This window comes from Thiomicrorhabdus sediminis, from assembly GCF_005885815.1.
GTDB classification, from domain to species: domain Bacteria; phylum Pseudomonadota; class Gammaproteobacteria; order Thiomicrospirales; family Thiomicrospiraceae; genus Thiomicrorhabdus; species Thiomicrorhabdus sediminis.
The window spans coordinates 596817-615843 of record NZ_CP040602.1; the positions used below are offsets into that span (position 1 = coordinate 596817).

General features: G+C 45.7%; 18 protein-coding genes. 15 read left to right on the forward strand and 3 right to left on the reverse strand.

Translation table 11 applies throughout. From position 1 onward, the window contains the following. Positions 1-11: 11 nt before the first annotated feature. The 14 genes from FE785_RS02690 to FE785_RS02755 all read left to right on the forward strand — a co-directional run bounded on the left by FE785_RS02690 (position 12) and on the right by FE785_RS02755 (position 13745). Complete coding sequence (locus FE785_RS02690; protein ID WP_138564155.1) at positions 12-311, forward strand: STAS domain-containing protein; 300 nt, start codon at positions 12-14, stop codon at positions 309-311. Between the two features lie 45 nt (positions 312-356). Then, the gene (locus FE785_RS02695) at positions 357-1289 is read left to right on the forward strand and encodes an ABC transporter ATP-binding protein (RefSeq protein ID WP_138564157.1); all 933 of its coding nucleotides are present in this window, start codon (positions 357-359) and stop codon (positions 1287-1289) included. After that, positions 1282-2097, forward strand: coding sequence for an ABC transporter permease (locus tag FE785_RS02700; protein WP_238696317.1), 816 nt, complete (start codon positions 1282-1284; stop codon positions 2095-2097). The genes FE785_RS02695 and FE785_RS02700 overlap by 8 nt, the downstream gene beginning before the upstream one ends. Positions 2098-2112: 15 nt before the next feature. Further along, the gene (locus FE785_RS02705; RefSeq protein ID WP_138564159.1) at positions 2113-2331 is read left to right on the forward strand and encodes a BolA family protein; all 219 of its coding nucleotides are present in this window, start codon (positions 2113-2115) and stop codon (positions 2329-2331) included. Between the two features lie 72 nt (positions 2332-2403). Continuing rightward, a complete protein-coding gene (murA, locus tag FE785_RS02710; RefSeq protein ID WP_138564161.1) occupies positions 2404-3666 on the forward strand; it encodes a UDP-N-acetylglucosamine 1-carboxyvinyltransferase in 1263 nt (420 codons plus the stop codon). An 86-nt stretch (positions 3667-3752) separates the two neighbouring features. Continuing rightward, positions 3753-4394 (forward strand): ATP phosphoribosyltransferase, encoded by a 642-nt coding sequence (hisG, locus tag FE785_RS02715; protein ID WP_138564163.1) that lies wholly within the window; start codon positions 3753-3755, stop codon positions 4392-4394. Beyond that, a complete protein-coding gene (gene hisD / locus FE785_RS02720; RefSeq protein WP_138564165.1) occupies positions 4387-5688 on the forward strand; it encodes a histidinol dehydrogenase in 1302 nt (433 codons plus the stop codon). Before hisG ends, hisD begins: the two co-directional genes overlap by 8 nt. Before the next feature lie 119 nt (positions 5689-5807). Continuing rightward, entirely contained in the window at positions 5808-6548 is a 741-nt protein-coding gene (locus FE785_RS02725) for a Nif3-like dinuclear metal center hexameric protein (protein WP_138564167.1), read from the forward strand. A gap of 161 nt (positions 6549-6709) precedes the next feature. After that, positions 6710-7327, forward strand: a complete 618-nt coding sequence (gene petA, locus FE785_RS02730; RefSeq protein ID WP_138564169.1) for a ubiquinol-cytochrome c reductase iron-sulfur subunit — start codon at positions 6710-6712, stop codon at positions 7325-7327. Then, positions 7327-8568, forward strand: coding sequence for a cytochrome b (locus FE785_RS02735; protein WP_138564171.1), 1242 nt, complete (start codon positions 7327-7329; stop codon positions 8566-8568). The genes petA and FE785_RS02735 overlap by 1 nt, the downstream gene beginning before the upstream one ends. Then, positions 8569-9231: a cytochrome c1 gene (locus tag FE785_RS02740; protein WP_138564173.1), complete on the forward strand. Its 663-nt coding sequence runs from the start codon at positions 8569-8571 to the stop codon at positions 9229-9231. Between the two features lie 192 nt (positions 9232-9423). Continuing rightward, positions 9424-10962: an FMN-binding glutamate synthase family protein gene (locus FE785_RS02745; protein ID WP_138564175.1), complete on the forward strand. Its 1539-nt coding sequence runs from the start codon at positions 9424-9426 to the stop codon at positions 10960-10962. A 44-nt stretch (positions 10963-11006) separates the two neighbouring features. Then, positions 11007-12368, forward strand: coding sequence for a DNA repair protein RadA (radA, locus tag FE785_RS02750; RefSeq protein WP_138564177.1), 1362 nt, complete (start codon positions 11007-11009; stop codon positions 12366-12368). Positions 12369-12482: 114 nt separating this feature from the next. Then, positions 12483-13745 (forward strand): OmpP1/FadL family transporter, encoded by a 1263-nt coding sequence (locus FE785_RS02755; protein ID WP_138564179.1) that lies wholly within the window; start codon positions 12483-12485, stop codon positions 13743-13745. 53 nt (positions 13746-13798) lie between these two features. Here the strand turns inward: FE785_RS02755 and FE785_RS02760 are convergent, their stop codons facing one another. Beyond that, positions 13799-14404 (reverse strand): HvfX family Cu-binding RiPP maturation protein, encoded by a 606-nt coding sequence (locus tag FE785_RS02760; RefSeq protein ID WP_138564181.1) that lies wholly within the window; start codon positions 14402-14404, stop codon positions 13799-13801. Positions 14405-14548: 144 nt separating this feature from the next. Here FE785_RS02760 and FE785_RS02765 point away from each other — a divergent pair, with 144 nt between their 5' ends. Then, positions 14549-16786 carry a PAS domain-containing hybrid sensor histidine kinase/response regulator gene (locus FE785_RS02765; RefSeq protein WP_138564183.1) on the forward strand — a complete coding sequence of 746 codons (2238 nt, stop codon included), beginning with the start codon at positions 14549-14551 and terminating at the stop codon, positions 16784-16786. Between the two features lie 34 nt (positions 16787-16820). On the opposite strand, the gene FE785_RS02770 is transcribed toward FE785_RS02765, so the two are convergent. Next, complete coding sequence (locus FE785_RS02770; RefSeq protein WP_138564185.1) at positions 16821-17636, reverse strand: inositol monophosphatase family protein; 816 nt, start codon at positions 17634-17636, stop codon at positions 16821-16823. Further along, positions 17629-18921 carry an HlyC/CorC family transporter gene (locus FE785_RS02775; protein WP_138564187.1) on the reverse strand — a complete coding sequence of 431 codons (1293 nt, stop codon included), beginning with the start codon at positions 18919-18921 and terminating at the stop codon, positions 17629-17631. Before FE785_RS02775 ends, FE785_RS02770 begins: the two co-directional genes overlap by 8 nt. Positions 18922-19027: the final 106 nt, after the last annotated feature.

A 19027-nucleotide genomic window follows, 5' to 3' on the forward strand; every position in this document is an offset into this window, starting at 1 on the left:
AGAGTCGATTTATGGCTAAACAGAATACAGAAGGTTGGCATGAGCACAAAGCGTGCTTACGGTTGCCTGCAATTATCACTATTGATGCGATGGCGGAGCTGTTAAAAACTCAGTCATGGCAGAAGATAAAAGTTAAGCAGCTTGATTTCAGTCAGGTTGAAAAAGTCGACAGCGCTATCCTAGCGCTGGTTTTATTTTGGTATCAGCAGCTGGGTGAAGTCATCGAGTTGCTTGCTGTACCGGATGATTTGCAAGTGTTGATCGATCTATACGATTTGCATGATATCTGCACTATTTCATCTAAATCATAATTGCTGTTAAGCAATATTAAAGAACAAAAAAGAGTTAGGTTTTTCATGTCTACAGCGGTCAAGTTTGATCAAGTCGTCAAACACTACGGTGATTTGCAGGCGCTTAAGGGGATTTCTTTTGATGTCGAAGAGGGGGCGTTTTTTGGCTTGCTAGGCCCAAATGGCGCCGGTAAATCGACCTTAATCAATGCCATGTCCGGCTTGGTCGTGCCAACCTCCGGTTCGATTCAGGTGATGGGTCAAGATGTCATCAAGGATTACCGTCAGACCCGACGTGCTTTGGGATTGGTACCGCAGGAATTGATTGCCGATCCGTTTTTCAATATCAGGGAACTGCTTGAATTGCAGTCCGGCTATTTTGGTAAAAAAGGCCCGCAGCAACAAAAGTGGATCGATGAGTTGTTGGAGCGTTTGGCATTGGCCGATAAGGCAAAATCCAATACCAGTCAGTTATCCGGTGGCATGAAACGTCGCGTATTAATCGCTATGGCATTGGTGCATCAGCCTCAGGTGTTGGTGCTGGATGAGCCGACAGCCGGGGTTGATGTCGACTTGCGCCGTACTTTGTGGGACTTTACCAAAGAACTGCATCAAAAAGGCCATACCATTATTTTGACCACTCACTATCTGGAAGAAGCCGAGGCTTTGTGCGACAAGGTAGCGATTATGCGCCAAGGTGAAGTGCGTGCTCTGGACAATACCCGTAATCTATTATCGAAACACCCTTATCGTTATCTGCGTGTCAATGTGAGTAATCCGCATATCGATTTAATCGAGCCTTTAGCCGAACGTTTGGTGGAAAAAGAATCGAATGGTCTGGTTTTCCAGATCGCCAAAGACGCCTCCATGAGTGAAGCCTTGGCTTGGATGCAGCAGGCGGGGCTGGAAGTGACCGATGTCAGCAGTCGTGATGCCACCTTGGAAGAGGTGTTTATTGATTTAACCAGTTCTGCAGATGGAGGTGCCGACAATGCTTGATAATGCAAACGATAAGACAGGAACCTCAATGGAGCAGGCAGCGACGGTTAATTTCAGTGGTTTTAGTGCCTTGGTTGTCAAAGAAGTGCGCCGTTTCTATTCGGTTGCCGTACAGACGATTTTTGCACCGGTGGTATCTACGTTGCTGTATTTATTGGTTTTCGGTCAGGTGATCGATTCGGAAATCGAGATCTATTCGGGTTTGACCTATAGTCAGTTTTTGATTCCGGGGCTGGTGATGATGGCGATTTTGCAAAATGCGTTTTCCAATAGTTCATCGAGTCTGATCCAGTCGAAAATGCACGGCAATTTGACCTTTGTCTTATTAAGTCCGATATCGCCAATGGAGTTGTATTCGGCGTTTGTCGTCGCATCGATTATTCGTGGTCTCGCGGTTGGTATAGGTATCTTGCTGGTTGGTGGGATTTGGTTTGACCTAGTGTGGTTGCAGCCTCTATGGGTGCTGGTATTTGCCATCCTTAGTGCGGCAATGATGGGTGGGCTTGGTATGTTGGCCGGTATCGTTTCCGATAAGTACGATCATCTTGCCGCATTCCAGAACTTTATTATTATGCCTTTAACGTTTTTGAGTGGTGTTTTTTACTCAATCCATGCATTGCCTGAGTTCTGGCAGAGCGCATCGCATTTCAATCCGTTCTTTTATATGGTAGACGGATTCCGTTACGGTTTCTTTGCGCAATCCGATGTTTCGGTTTACCTGAGTTTGCTGGTGACTTCGCTGTTTGTCGTTTTGATAACTGCGATAAATCTGATTTTATTGAATAAAGGCGTTAAAATACGTCAATAATTTTGGGAGAGCACTATGTCGCCAGAGCAGATTAAGCAGATCATTGAAGCTAATTTGGCTGATTGCCAAGTAGAGATTAATGGTGCGGATTGCAACTTTTCAATTATTGTTACCAGTAGCGATTTTGAAGGCAAAAGCCTGTTGCAGCGTGAAAGAATGGTAACCTCCTTGTTCAAGGAACAGATTGAAAGCGGTGCTTTGCACGCTATGTCAGTAAAGACCAAAACACCTTAATCGTAACGACCTGAATTGAATCAGGAAAATTTTCAGCACAGCTGAACAGAAAAAGAATAAAGCCCACAGTCTATGGATAAACTTGTAATTGCTAACCAGGGCCAGCTTGCTGGAACGGTAGAGATTTCCGGTGCGAAAAATGCCGCACTGCCAATTTTAATGGGAAGCCTTTTGGCGGAATCACCGGTAAAGCTATCTAATGTTCCGCATTTAATGGATGTCACGACCACATTGCAGCTATTGGCGACAATGGGCGTTGATATTATGTTTGATGAAGAACTTAATATCGAAATTGATGCCTCCGAGGTCAGCAGTAAAGAAGCCCCGTATGACTTGGTAAAAACCATGCGCGCCTCTATTTTGGTATTAGGGCCTTTGCTGGGCCGTTTTGGTGAAGCTAAGGTTTCTTTGCCAGGCGGTTGTGCCATCGGTTCGCGTCCGGTCAATATCCATATTGAGGGTATGCAGAAAATGGGTGCGCAGATTGATGTCGAAAACGGTTATATCATCGCTAAAAGCGATGGCCGTTTAAAGGGTGCCGATATTACTATGAACCCGGTAACGGTAACCGGTACCGAAAATCTGTTGATGGCAGCGGTACTGGCTGAGGGTGAGACCATTTTGCGTAATTCGGCACGTGAGCCGGAAGTCACTGATTTGGCGGCTTTCTTAGTAAAGATGGGAGCTAAAATCAGTGGTATTGGAACCGACACTTTGATTATCGAAGGGGTTGATTCGCTTAAGGGTGTGGCCTATGAAGTGATTCCGGATCGAATCGAGGCCGGTACCTATTTGGCCGCCGCTGCGGTGACTAAAAGTAAATTGACCGTCAATAAGGTCAACCCGAGCCACTTAACGGCGGTTTTGGAAAAGTTTAGGGAAGCCGGTGCGGATATCGAGACATCGGCCACCAGTATTACCCTTGATATGCGTGATCGTGAATTACAGCCTGTGGATATCGTAACCGACCCTTATCCACAGTTTCCGACCGATATGCAGGCACAGTTTTTGGTGATGAATGCCTTGGCGGACGGTGAATCGAAAATTGAAGAGACGATTTTTGAAAACCGTTTTATGCACGTTTCCGAGCTGATGCGTATGGGAGCGGATATCCGCGTTGAAGGCAATACCGCTTATATTAAAGGGGTCAAGCAATTGCATGGCGCCCCTGTGATGGCGACCGATTTACGTGCCTCGGCCAGTTTGATTTTGGCAGGCTTGGTCGCCGATGGTGAAACCGTTGTTAACCGTGTTTACCATATCGATCGTGGCTATGAGTTGATTGAGGAAAAATTCCACAAGGTGGGTGCTCATATTCAGCGTTTGTCGAACTGATTTATCTGTTTGGCAAGCGCGTACCAATCCTCAAGTACAGAATAGAATTCCATTTTAAGAAAAGATTTTAATAAAGTTTTGATGTTATGAATGACCAGTTAACGATTGCGCTATCGAAAGGGCGTATTTATAAAGACACCTTACCTTTGCTGGAAGCGGCCGGTATCGAGCCGTTGGAAGATCCAAGCAAAAGCCGTAAATTGATTATTCCAACCAAGCAGGATAATGTGCGACTATTGATTGTTCGTGCTACCGATGCGCCGACTTATGTCGCGCATGGTGCTGCTGATATTGGGGTGGCCGGTAAAGATGTATTGATGGAAGCGCCAAGCGATAATCTGTTTGAGCTATTGGATTTGCATATTGCTAAGTGTAAATTGATGGTAGCCGGGCCGGAAAATGAAAAGCCGCATGGTCACCGCCTGAAGATCGCCACCAAGTACATTAAGTCCGCTCAGGCTTACTATGCTGAAAAAGGTGAGCAGGTCGATTTAATTAAGCTTTATGGTTCAATGGAAATTGCGCCATTGATCGATTTGGCCGATCGTATCGTTGACTTGGTCGACACCGGTAATACTTTGCGCGCTAATGGTTTGGTGCCGATGGAGCATATCGCCGATATCAGCTCGCGTTTGATTGTTAACCAACATGCGTATAAAACCAAATTTGATCAAATCAATAATATTATTCAACAGTTTAAAACAGTGATAGAGAAAGAAAATGCTTAATATTCGTCGTTTATCTGCCAATGCAGAAGGGTTTAGAGAAGAGTTAGATCGTTTGCTTGCTTGGGAAACGGTTTCGAATGATTCGGTTAATGATATTGTTAAAGAAGTAGTTAATAACGTTCGCCAAAATGGTGATGCAGCGTTGCTGGAATATACAGAACGTTTTGATCGTTTAAAGCTTAATACTGGTTCTGAGCTAGAAATTCCTAACGCACGTTTGCATGAGGCGTTGGAAATCATTCCTGCGGACCAGCGTACGGCGCTTGAGCTGTCTGCCAAGCGTGTACGTGACTATCACGAAAGACAGGTTCAGAACTCATGGACCTATGAAGAAGCGGACGGCACTATGCTGGGTCAGCAGGTTACTCCGTTAGACAGCGTGGGCCTTTATGTACCGGGCGGTAAAGCGGCATATCCTTCATCGGTAATTATGAATGCGATTCCTGCCAAGGTTGCCGGTGTTGAAAAACTGATTATGGTTGTTCCTACCCCGGACGGTGAGGTCAATAACATGGTATTGGCTGCTGCAGCCATTTGCGAAGTCGATGCGGTTTACACTCTGGGTGGTGCGCAAGCGGTTGCGGCCTTGGCTTATGGTACCGAAACGGTTCCAGCCGTCGATAAAATCGTCGGTCCGGGTAATATCTTTGTTGCTACAGCGAAACGTATGGTATTTGGTACTGTAGGCATCGATATGATTGCCGGCCCATCGGAGATTTTGGTTTACTGTGACGGTAAGACCGATCCGGATTGGATTGCTGTAGATCTGTTCTCACAGGCAGAGCACGATGAGGATGCACAATCTATTCTTGTTACTCAGGATGCGCAGTTTGCCGATAAGGTGCACCAGAGCATGACCAAGTTGATCGAGTCTATGCCGCGTAAGCCGATTATCGAAACCGCGTTAAAAGACCGTGGTGCGATTATTGTGGTAGATAACGAAGATCAGGCGATTGAGATGATTAATATCATTGCGCCTGAGCACTTGGAGTTATCCGTTGATGATCCAAAAGCGTTATTGCCGAAGATCCGTCATGCCGGTGCGATCTTTATGGGACGTTTCACAGCGGAAGCCTTAGGTGATTATTGTGCTGGTCCTAACCATGTATTGCCTACATCGCGTACCGCGCGTTTCTCATCTCCATTGGGTGTATACGATTTCCAGAAGCGTTCTAGTTTGATTATGTGTTCTGCTGAAGGCGCTAACGAACTTGGTAAGGTTGCCGGAGTTTTGGCGGATGGTGAAGGCCTTCAGGCTCACGCGGCATCAGCGCGTTATCGCGTTAAAGACTAATTAACTGTCTTGCTAAAGAAAACCACCGTAGCGCGAGCTTGGTGGTTTTTTTATGACTAAAATTTATAGAATGGCTGTTTTCATCACTGTCTTGAAGATTAACTAAGCCGGAGAAAATTATGCATATTGATGAGCTACAGAGTTATATCGCTGATTTATTATCGGTTGACCAGTATAAAGACTATGCACCCAATGGCTTGCAGGTCGAAGGGCGATCAGAGATTAAAAAAATTGTCACCGGTGTTACCGCGTGTCAGGCGTTGATTGATCGGGCGGTTGAGTTGCAGGCGGATGCTATTTTGGTCCATCACGGTTATTTTTGGAAAAATGAACCCGATGTGATTACCGGTTTTAAGCAGCAACGCATTAAAAAGCTACTGCTTAATGATATTAATTTACTCGGTTATCATTTGCCTTTAGACGGTCATGAAACCTTTGGCAATAATGCTCAGTTGGGTAAGCTTTGGGGGCTTGAAGATATTACCCCGACGCCGGGTTTGGTTCGTTTAGGTAAGTTGAGTGAGCCTATGTCCATTAATGCATTTAATGAGATGGTGGCAAAAACCCTGAATCGTCCCCCTTTGCATTTGCCTGGTGGTCCGAAAAAAGTGCAAAACATTGCATGGTGTAGTGGCGGCGCACAGGGGTATATTGAACAGGCTATCGCTTGGCAGGCAGATGTCTATATCAGTGGTGAAGTCTCTGAGCAGACTACGCATTTAGCCTTAGAATGCGGGATTCATTATCTGGCAGCCGGGCATCATGCCACCGAAAGAGTTGGTGTCAAAGCGCTTGGTGAGCACTTGGCGGAGCAATTTTTACTTGACGTCACCTTTGTAGATATTAATAATCCTGTATAAAATAAATTTATAGTTTAGTGGTTAACTTACTGAAAAATAAAAAAATACTCTCTATGCATAAATTTAACTTATGACCGTATGAGAATATACTGATTTAAGTTAGCTCTAAGCTTGGGTAAAATAACCAGAATTTGCTTACTACTTTATAGGAAGACAATCTTATGTCGACAGAAGAACAAAAAGCATCAAGTGTGAACCTACAGCGCCGTAAAATCCTTACGGGTGCGACGGGTGTCGTAGGTGCCGCCGGCGCGACATTTTTGGCCGTGCCTTTTGTTAGCTCATGGCAGCCGAGTGAAAAAGCTCGTGCCGCTGGTGCGCCAGTAGATGCCGATATTAGTCAGCTTCAGCCTGGACAAATGCTAACCGTAGAGTGGCGTGGTAAACCTGTATGGATTGTACGCCGCACACCAGCTATGTTGGAAGCCTTGCCTACATTTGATGACAATTTACGTGATCCGGCTTCAGATCAGTCTGAACAGCCTGAATATTGTAAAAACGAAGCGCGTGCTATCAATCAAGAATACTTGGTTGTAGTCGGGATTTGTACTCATTTGGGTTGCGCTCCGCTATATCGTCCGGCAATTGGTTCTCCAGATGTCGGAGCTGACTGGCAGGGTGGTTTCTTCTGTCCGTGTCACGGTTCACGTTTTGATTTAGCCGGACGTGTATTCCAATCGGTGCCAGCACCGACAAACTTGGAAATCCCGCCACATCATTATGTTTCAGACAGCGTAATTCGCGTTGGTGAAGATCCTAAAGAAGAGGGCGTTGCCTAATGTCATTAGATAATAATCAGACACAGCAAAAGCGTGGCACTCTACTTGAGTGGTTTGATGAACGCTATCCAATTACTGCAACTTGGAATGCGCATGTTGGTCAATATTATGCGCCAAAAAATTTCAATTTCTGGTATTTCTTCGGTTCTTTAGCGCTATTGGTTTTAGTTAACCAGTTTGTCACCGGTATTTGGCTGACAATGAGCTATAAGCCAAGTGCTGCGGAAGCGTTTAACTCCGTTGAATATATTATGCGTGATGTTGAATGGGGTTGGTTGATTCGCTATATGCATTCCACCGGCGCTTCGGCATTCTTTATCGTTATCTATTTGCACATGACCCGTGCGTTGCTCTACGGTTCTTATAAGGAGCCGCGCGAGTTGGTGTGGATCATCGGTATGTTGTTATTCCTGGTGTTGATGGCTGAAGCCTTTATGGGGTATTTATTGCCTTGGGGGCAGATGTCATATTGGGGTGCTCAGGTAATCATTTCGTTATTCGGTGCAATTCCGGTCATAGGACCTGATTTGGCATTGTGGATCCGTGGTGACTTCATTATTTCCGATGCGACATTGAACCGCTTCTTTGCTCTGCACGTTATCGCGCTACCATTAGTATTGTTGATTTTAGTCTTCATGCATATCGTTGCGTTACATCAGGTCGGTTCTAACAACCCTGACGGTATCGAGATCAAAAAGGTCAAGAACGAGCAAGGGCTGCCTAAGGACGGTATTCCGTTCCACCCTTACTATTCGGTGAAAGATACTTTTGGCGCGGTGTTCTTCATTCTGCTGTTTGCCATTGTTATGTTCTACGCTCCAGAAGGTGGCGGTTACTTTATCGAGGCGCCAAACTTTGAACCGGCTAACCCATTAAAAACTCCTGACCATATTGCACCTGTTTGGTACTTCACTCCTTACTATGCAATCTTGCGTGCGGTTCCGGATAAATTCCTTGGGGTTGTTGCAATGGGTGCGGCTATTGTGATTATGTTCGCTTTGCCGTGGCTGGATCGCTGTAAGGTTAAGTCAATCCGCTATCGTGGTATGTCTTACAAGATATTGCTAACAGTGTTTATTGTCAGCTTTATCGTTTTGGGTTGGTTGGGTACTCAGCCGGCAACTCCAGAGTTGACTAAACTGGCACAGATCTTTACAAGTTTGTATTTCTTGTTCTTCCTAGTGTTGCCGTTTACATCGAAGCATGAAAAAACCAAGCCAGTTCCAGAGAGGGTGCAATAGATGAAAAAGTTATTAGTTTTATTTAGCTTGTTTATATTGCAGTGGACAGGAACTGCACAAGCCGCCGGTGGTTATGCAATTGAGCTAACGCCTGCGGAGAACAATCTGCGTGATCAGCAGTCGTTGCAGCGCGGTGCAATTTTGTTCTCGAACTATTGTATGGCTTGTCACTCGGCAAAATACATGCGTTACAACCGAATTGCTCGTAACCTGGGTTGGAGTGACGAAGAGGTTGTCGACAAGATGGCTCACGGCCTGAACAAGGTTGTCGATAATGTTGAAAAACGTATGCCCGATGGTATCGCTTTAAAAGTATTGGGTGCGGATGCTCCGGACCTTTCATTGATGGGTCGACTAAGAGGTAGTGATTATGTTTACACCTTCTTGACCGGCTATTACGAAGATGAAAAGGGTAACTGGAATAACCATGTGTTAACGGGTACTGCTATGCCTAACGTTTTGGAAGGCATTAAGCGTCACAGCAGTGAAGAAGATTTTCAGCAGGTTGCTCGTGATTTGACTAACTTTATCGAGTATATCGGTGAACCCTCAAAAGTGGATCGCTGGGATCTTGCACCGAAAGTGATTGCATTCCTGTTGGTGTTGCTGTTGCTGACATACTTGTTGAAAAAAGAGTATTGGCGTGACATTAAAAAACACTAAACCGTGTTTTTAGCAGAGACGTCAAACTAGAAGCCCGCTTTTCAGCGGGTTTTTTTATGGCTGTAAATTAGGTTAGGTCATGGATTAATCGCTGATACGTAACAATTAATTGTCATAGCAGGGTTGTCTGTGTTAGAAATGCTAATAAATGCGCACAATCTTTTAACAATATTTACTTGCGAAGAGGTAAGTATGGCTGCAGAAATGGGATGGACTTCGGTGATTTTAAACTGGATGGCAATCGCCTTTATATTGGTGGTCGGTCTGGTTATCTTCTTATTGGTGGCTTTTTACTTTATCGACCGCTTTCAAAACGAGCATGCCATTCGCCATAATTACCCGGTTATCGGTCGTTTTCGCTATCTGCTTGAGTACCTTGGTAAGTTTTTGCGCCAATACCTTTTCGCTCCCGACCAAGACGAATGGCCTTTTAACAGAGCGCAGCGCAGTTGGGTCTACCGCGCTGCAAAAAACCTCTCAACCGTCGAAAGTTTTGGTTCTACCCGTAATATCAACCACTCCGGTAAGTTACTGTTTACCAATTGCGCCTTTCCTTTATTGGATAAGGATATGGTGAGTTCGCCACCAATGGTGATAGGGGAAAATTGTAAGAATCCTTATCGCGCCGAATCCTTTTTTAATATTTCCGGTATGAGTTATGGCGCCCTGTCAAAACCAGCGGTGACGGCTTTGAGTCATGGCGCTAAATTGGCCTGCTGTTGGTTGAATACCGGTGAAGGGGGGATTTCTCAGTATCATTTATCCGGCGGTTGCGATTTGGTTGCCCAGATAGGTACAGCCAAATACGGTTATCGTGACAAAAATGGCAATCTCAGTAATGAGAAACTGCGTGAGGCGGCCGCGCATGAACAGGTGAGAATGTTTGAGATAAAACTGAGTCAGGGAGCCAAGCCGGGTAAAGGTGGTATTTTACCGGCAGCCAAGGTCACTGAAGAGATTGCTATTATTCGTGGTATCGACCAAGGTGAGGATTCTATCAGCCCTAACCGTCACCCTGAAATTAAAGATAATGCCAGCTTGTTATTGATGGTTCATCAGATTAGAGAGGTGACCTGCAAGCCGGTCGGCATTAAATTTGTGATGGGAGACCATGAATGGATCGCCGAGCTATGCGAAACCATGATTGAAATGGGCAATGATTACATTCCGGATTTTATTACTCTGGACGGTGGTGAAGGCGGTACCGGTTCGGCTCCGGTTTCATTAATGGATGATGTGGGTTTGCCCTTAGCGGAATCACTGCCGATAGTGGTTGATGCTTTAAAGTACTATGGCTTGCGAGACCGAGTTAGGGTGATTGCTTCCGGCAAGTTGATCAATCCGACGATGGTCGCTTGGGCATTGGCAATGGGAGCTGACTTTATCAACTCGGCACGCGGTTTCATGTTCTCCTTGGGTTGTATTCAGGCGATGCAGTGTCATAAAGATACTTGTCCAACCGGAGTCACGACTCATAACCCGCGCCTGCAAAGCGGTTTGAATCCGCAGTTAAAAAGTCATCGTGTCGCCAACTATCATAACAATCTGGTTAAGGAAGTGGCCTCAATCGCTCACTCATGCGGAGTTTCTGAGCCGCGTCAGTTCAGCCGTCATCATGTGCGTAAAGTGCAAACTGTCGGGCGTTCAAAATCGATGGCGGAATTATTTCCCGATATTGAAGAAACCCATCCCCATAAATTTTTCAAAGGCATTAAAATTAACCACCAATAATCAAAAGTTAATTAAGCTGATGTAAAACGGCGTTCGGACAATTTATGGCAAAACAGAAAACCGCTTATGTATGCACCGATTGTGGTGCTGAATATTCTCAATGGCAGGGGCAGTGCCAGTCTTGTAAAGCTTGGAATACCTTAAAAGAGATTAAGTTAGGTGCGGCAAAGAAATCAGCCAAGGCTACTGTCGGTTACGCCGGAGCGGCAGATAACGAGGTCCAATCTTTAAATCAGGTTGACCTCGCGGAAGTACCGCGAATCAATACAGGTATGAGCGAATTGGACAGAGTCTTGGGCGGCGGTATCGTACCTGGTTCCGTTGTGCTGATTGGTGGTGATCCGGGAGTCGGTAAATCCTCTATTCTGTTACAAGTCATGTGTCAGCTCAGTACACAGATGAACGCCCTATATGTCACCGGTGAAGAATCGCTGCAGCAGGTTGCCAGTCGTGCCAATCGCATGCAGTTGCCTGATGATAAACTGCGCCTGTTTACCGAGACCGATGTTGAAGCCATTATTGATGCAGCGCACAAAGAATTACCCAAAGTCATGGTGGTGGATTCCATTCAGACCATGCAGTTAGCCGATGTTTCTAGTGCCGCGGGGGGCGTCTCGCAGGTAAGAGAGAGTGCTGCGTTTTTGACCCGCTTTGCCAAGCAGAACAATATCGCGGTGTTTTTGGTCGGTCATGTCACTAAATCCGGTGAGGTTGCCGGGCCAAGGGTGTTGGAGCATATTGTCGATACCGTTGTGTTTCTTGAGGGGCAGTCAGATAGCCGTTTTCGAACCCTGCGTGCGATTAAAAACCGTTTCGGTGCCGTCAATGAGCTGGGTGTTTTTGCCATGACCGAAAAGGGGATGAAGCAGATTAAAAACCCATCGGCTATTTTCCTTTCGCGCGCTGAGGACAGCGCGCCCGGTTCAGTGGTGATGGTCATTTGGGAAGGTTCGCGCCCATTGCTGGTGGAGATCCAGGCGCTGGTTGATGAATCGCCTTATGGGGCGCCGCGACGGGTCACGGTCGGTTTGGATCAGAATCGTTTGGCGATGCTGTTGGCGGTGATGCATCGTCATGCCGGGATCCAAGCGGCCGACCAAGATGTTTATGTCAATGTGGTCGGTGGCGTCAAGGTGGCCGAAACCAGCGCCGACTTGGCGTTATTGTCAGCCATTCTTTCCAGTATGAGAGGCACTGCCTTGCCGCAAGACTTGATTGTGTTTGGCGAAGTCGGTTTGTCCGGTGAGATTCGTCCTGTACCGAGTGGTCAGGAGCGTATTATTGAGGCGGCCAAACACGGTTTTAAAAAAGCAATTGTTCCTATCTCAAATGTGCCTAAAGGCGGGGTTGCCGGTATGCAAATAATCGGTGTAAAGAACCTGCAGCAAGCACTGGATGAGCTCTAGTGGTCATTCGGCTTGATTTGATAATATAAAATACTTATCCAGTCTTGAGCATTTTCAATTATCTTCTTGATAATCCGGCTGTTAAAATCTGCGCGTGAAGTTTTGGAGAACAAGATGAAATTAAAGGTTTTAACAGCGGCTTTGGTAATGGGGCTGGCAACTCAAGCGGTTCAGGCATCCGGATTTGCATTAATTGAACAGAGTGCGAGCGCTCAAGGTCTTTCATATGCGGGTGCGGCAGCCAATGCGGAAGATACCTCGGTAATGTGGTTTAATCCGGCAGGATTGACCGAAATCGAAAGTCAGCAAGCTATTTTGGGCGGCCACGTCATCGCCCCTAAAATGGCTTTTGAAAATAAAAACAGTAGCAATGGCGCTGCAGCCATTGGTGCAAATGATAATGGTGCCACGATTGGCTTTATTCCGAACCTTTATTGGAAAACAAGTTTTGACGATATCGATTTTGGCCTGGGTATCAATGTTCCGTTTGGCCAGCACATCTCTTATGATGAAGACTGGGTTGGTCGCTATCATGCGACAGAAACCGATCTGAAAACATTGAATATCAACCCTGCGATAGCTAAAAGAGTTAACGATAAACTCTCGGTTGGTTTTGGCCTGAATGCCCAATATGTGGACATAACTATGGAGCAAAAAATCAATCAATCCGCTATTAGCGTTTTATTACCAGATGGCAATGCAAAGGTAACGGGTTCAAATTGGGCTTTTGGTTATAACCTTGGTTTGAGTTATCAGGCTTCTGTACAAACAAGCCTTGCATTGGCATATCGTTCACAAATTACCCATGATGTAAATGGGAAAGTACGTTATCGTGACTTGCATGCAGCAGTTGCAGCAACTAATTATGACGCGGCGGCAACGGCGTCGGTGACTTTACCGGCAACCTTGACGGCCGCTTTAGATCACCAGCTGGATAATAAAACGCAAATTCTGGCCAGTGCGACTTGGACAGGCTGGAAGGCTTATGATGAGTTGGTGGTCGACTTTGCCAATGGCGCGGATGATTCCGAGTCGAATCAAAACTTCAAAGATTCAATGCGTTATGCATTGGGTATGGGGTATCAGATGAACGGTACAACCAAGTTGCGTGCCGGTATCGCCTATGATGAAAGCCCTGTGCCAAATGCTGCAAGCCGTTCTCCACGAACACCTGATATAGACCGTATTTGGTTATCAGTTGGTGTCGGTTACAAGTTGGCTGATGATATGAATTTGGATCTGGGCTATACCCATATTTTTGCCGATAAAGCGGCTGTTAACTATGCGCAAACGACAGCATTAGGTACCAATACTTTAAATGGCGAATATGATTTGGCGGTGGATATTTTCAGTGCACAATTGGTATGGAATTATTAAGCCGTTTTTTGATTAATGTCTCTTGTAGAAAGCCCCTTAATGGGGCTTTTTTATTATTCGGGCATAAAGTGTTTTCTAATCCAGTAATCCATGCTGACGTATTTACCGCCTCCCAGAAAGAATAATGACAGCAGCATAATAAAATAGGTTGCTGCCCATTCTATGCCGTTATTGCTGATAATAAAGTGGCCATATTCTGTGAGCCATTGATAGTTGCCATATTCCTGTAAAAGACTTTTTGCCATTTCCAAACGTTGCATGGCTTCGCCTGTGGCAGCAGTCGACCAGGGCGACATGGTGTCGTGAACCGCCTGCCAACCATGTTGCCAGTGCACGGTGACGGCGGCGACAATCATCGTAATCATTAGCGGGATCGTTGCCCAGCGGGTGGCGAGCCCTAAAAGTAGCAGAACCGAACCGGCTAATTCCGCTGTGGTTGCAAGACTAGCCATCAATAATGGCAACGGGTAATCCAATCCATTTGGGCCAAACCAGGCGACAATTTCATTAAAGTGGTTGAGTTTATTCGTGCCCGCTAACCAGAAGATGGGAAACAGATAAAGCCTTAAAGCGAGAGATGCCAATCCGCTTAACTGGCACGATTGATCCAGCAGTTGTTGCGGTAAAAGTAATGTGGATTTCCAGTCAATGGATTTCATGATTACGCGCTCCGTATTTAATGATCTAGACCTTAAGGCAGAGTGATTTATTTCATGACTGCAACTATCGGATAATAAAAATTGATGTGTATCGTGATTTTACTGACTACAATACAAGGTAGTTAGAGTTATAGAATATTGCTTATGTCATCGCAAAATGCCTTTTTACAAAACGCTATAGATTTTTATCAGCATCTGCCTATCGCTACCATCTTGTTTGCTCCAAGTGATGAGGGGGAGTGCCAGGTTGCGTGGCAGAATACTGCTGCAACTCAGATATTCACTTCACTAGAATTGGCCGATTACCCGTTACTAAAGCTGGAATTGCTCGACTGTCTGGCAAAAAATAAAGTCTGCAGTTTTCATTTTGAGTTTGATGAAACCGATGGTTTCGGCAGTTTTCAGTGTACCGCCATTCCGGATGGTGATCAGGTTCTGGTGCAGTGGATTAAACAGACAAAAACGCTGAATTCTTTTAATCAATCTACGAGTTCAACCGATGCGGAAAGATTGCTGAAATCACTTGATATCGGTTTGTTTGAATGGCATATCGATAATGACTTTATCGAATTGAATGCTAAAGCGGAACGTTTTTTAGGGCGCTGGAATTATGCCAAAGGAGCTAATTTCGCAGCACTGCTGGAGAGTATCGATAGTAATGATCAGCAAGCTGTTAAAGATGCGGTGGAAGAGCATTTAAGTAGTCGGTGGCCGTTAAATGTGACCTTTAGCACCACGAGTGAAGATGGGCATAGATTATGGCTTAATATGACCGGTTTTGCCGAATGGGAAGGTGATGAGCCGGTTCGCTTGTATGGCAGTCTGGTGGATGTGACCGATAATTTCAGTATGCGCCAGCAACTCAAGCATCGCGAGATGTTTATCGAGCAGTTGATCGATGCTCTACCTATCAGTATTTTTGTCAAGGATTCTTTGGGTTGTTACAAGTTCTTTAATAAATATGCCGAAACCCTGAGCGGGAAAATGAAAAGCCAAGTGATCGGTCGAACCGATTTTGAAATTTTTCCGCCGGAAGAGGCATTCAAACGCCATCAACACGACCAAAATATTCTCCAGCAAGGTTCTCTACAATTGCTTGAACGCTCTTATAACCTGGAGAATAAAGATATTTGGGTATTGGTTGGCTCAGCTCCTATGGAGGTTCGTCAGAACAGCGGCCAGCTGGAAAATTGGCTGCTTAATTTTGCGCTTGATATTACCGAGCGTAAGCACATGGAAGAAGATCTCAAAAAGGAGCGTAATAAAGCCGAGCAGGCCGCTAAGGCAAAGACCGATTTCCTTTCGGTGATGTCGCATGAAATTCGTACCCCGTTAAATTCGGTTATCGGTAATGCCGGTTTATTGCTCAGTGAAGATCTTGCCGAGGATATCGCCAAACCGATAGAGATGATTAAGCGTTCGGGGGAACATCTGCTTTATCTGATTAACGATATTCTCGATTTCAACCGTTTGGAAGCCGGTAAGGTCGAATTGGAAAAATCGCCTTTCCGTTTAAGGCAGCAGGTCGATACCATTATGGAAATGTCGATGACCAATGCCAAGCTGAAGAAACTGCAGCTCGTTTCAGATATTGCCGAGCCCTTGGCTGAATTCTATATTGGCGATGAAGGGAGGCTAAGACAGATTTTGCTGAACCTAGTGAGTAATGCGATCAAGTTCACCGAACAAGGGAGTGTGACAATCACTGTTGAAAATATCGAGCGTGGCGTGCGTTTCGAAATTACCGATACCGGAATCGGTATTGCCGAAAGTGCCATTCCCAAGTTGTTTTCCGAGTTTTCTCAAGCGGATAGTTCTACATCGCGTAAATTTGGCGGCAGTGGTCTTGGTTTATCGATTTGCAAAAAACTGGTCGAGGCTATGGGAGGCAACATTGGCGTGCAGAGTCAACTCAATAGTGGGACGACATTTTGGTTTGAACTACCGCTCTTGCCGGCGTCGGATAAAGATGTTGCCAGTAAGCAGGAGTCGACCGAAGATGTGGCGCCAAAGCGTGCCTTAAAGGTTTTGGTCGCAGAAGATAACGCAGCCAATCAATTCTTGATTAGAGCGGTTTTAGAAAAGTTCGGTCATCAGGTCAAGGTGGTGGAAAACGGCCTGTTAGCATATGAATCGGTGCAGCAGGATGATTACGATTTGGTTTTGATGGATATGCAGATGCCGGAAATGGATGGTCTGCAGTCCACCCAGAATATCCGTATGCTTGAAGGTTCGTTTGCCAATATTCCGATTATCGCCTTAACGGCGAATACTCATGAATCTGACTATGAAGCGGTAATGGCGGCAGGGATGAATGACTTTATTACTAAGCCGATTCATCTGCCTACTTTACAGAAAATTCTGGCTAAATGGAGCACGTAAAGAAGTGCCTGACAGGTTTAGGTACTATTGAGTTTTAAGCGATGCCTAAATAGCTTTGCCATTGATCAAATAGTTTTTTGTCGGTGGCGGCAACCGCTGAACGCTTGCCTACCTTGGCCACCAGTACCTGTTCATTATCCAGTGTGCAGCTGTGCCCACCGGCTTCATTAAGAATCAAAAAGCCGGAAGCGTAATCCCAGATGTTCTGGGCACCATGCAGATAAATTTGGCCGCGCCCGGTAGCAATCCAACACCAATCCAGTGCTACCGAACCGAAACTACGTTGTGAAGAATATGGGCATTCCACGGCGATTTTTGTCGCCATTTCAGCCGACAGACGCTTAAAGTCGATAATGCCACTGCATTGTTTTAGTGTTTGTTTCGCCGTTTGTGCCTTGAGACGCTTATCATTCAGAAAAGCGCCTTGAGAGAGGCGTGCGCTGAACATTTCATCACGGCTTGGATCATAGACTAGGCCGGCCACCACTTCGCCCTTAACCATCAAGGCAAGAGCCACCGCGTAAAAAGGCACGCCGATGGCGAAATTGCTGGTGCCATCAACCGGATCGAGAATCCAGCAGCCGTTTTCGCTGTTAATTGCCGCGTTTTGGCTGGCATCGTCCATTTCTTCGCCTAAAAAAGCGTATTGTGGCCAGTTCTGTTGCAGGAAATCTTCGGTTTTACGTTGCATTTCGGTATCGGCTTCGGTCAAAAGCGAACCGTCTGATTTGGTTTCAACACTGACTTTTTCAAAACGAGATAACACCTCCTGTTTGGCAAGCGTGGCAATACCGCTAAGCAGTTTTTTCCATTCGGAGTCTTCGGTAAAAGGGTGTTGAAAATCAGTCATTAGAGGCCTTTTTGCGTTTATTGTAATAAATGGAAAGTTTGACTTCTTCAATCGCACTGCTTGAGGTTTGTACCACTTCCAATACATATTCTTCAATTTTGATACAGGTTCCTGGAGACGGAAGCGATTCCAGCTCTTCCTGAATTAAACCGTTCAGGGTCTTAGGGCCATCGGTAGGCAGGGATAGATCGTATTCTTTATTGAGATCACGAATAAACTCGGAAGCATCAATGGTCATGCTGCCATCTTCATTTAAGGCCACGGTTTCTTCCATCGGTTTGGCCTTGGCATCGGTCGATAGTTTACCGACGATCTCTTCGAGTAAATCCTCCATCGTCAGCATGCCTTGCAGGTCTCCGTACTCATCTACAATCAAAGCCATTCGACGTTTCTGCTCATTAAATTTTCGCAACTGCACACTAAGCGCGGTCATTTCGGGAATGAAATAGGCCGGGCGTGTCAGTTTGACGATGTCTTTTAAGGTGACCTCGTCACGCATTAATACCGGCAAGGCTCGACGTAAATTGACAATGCCAATCAGGTCCTCGTCCAAGGAGCCGCGATACAGTGGTACACGTGTATAAGGCGAGCGTTGGATATCGCGAAGGATGTCCTCAATCGGCTGTTCGATATTGACAGCATACATGTCCTGTTTAGGGATCATAACGTCTTCTACCGTGACCTTTTCCAGTTGCAGGACACTGCTAAGCATGGAGCGATATTGGTCAGGTAGTTGGCTGGTCGCTTCGTTGATCAGGGTTTCCAGTTCGGCATGTGACAGGCCGCTGTCGTCAGTGTTGCGGATGTCGACACGGAACAGGCGCAAGAAACCGTTGGCAAAGAAGTTAACCAGCCAGACCAAAGGTGAAAGCAGTTTCAGCAGTGGTGTCAAGATAAAGGCTGCCGGATAAGCGATTTTTTCAGGATAGATCGCCGCCAGTGTTTTTGGCGCAACCTCGGCAAAGACCAAAATAACAAATGTCAGTAAACCGGCGGCTAGGGCAATACCACTCTCACCGATCAGCTTCATCGCGATAATGGTGGCGATGGAGGAGGCAAAAATATTGACGAAGTTATTGCCGAGCAGAATGACGCCTAATAGTCGATCTGGAGATTGCAGAAGGTTTTGCGCCAGTTGAGCGCCTTTGTGGCCTTGCTTAGCCTGATGTTTTAGGCGGTAGCGGTTTAATGCCATCATGCTGGTTTCTGAACTGGAAAATAGCGCAGAAAGAATAATCAATAAGATTAAGATGCCGAATAATATCGAAATGTCTAATGAATTCAATGTCTTTAAGGTTCTTTATGAGTGAACGCAAATTATACTTTTACGTCGTAATGAAATAAAGGCTGAATATCACTAATCGTCGATTTAGACAGCTTGGCTAGAGGTT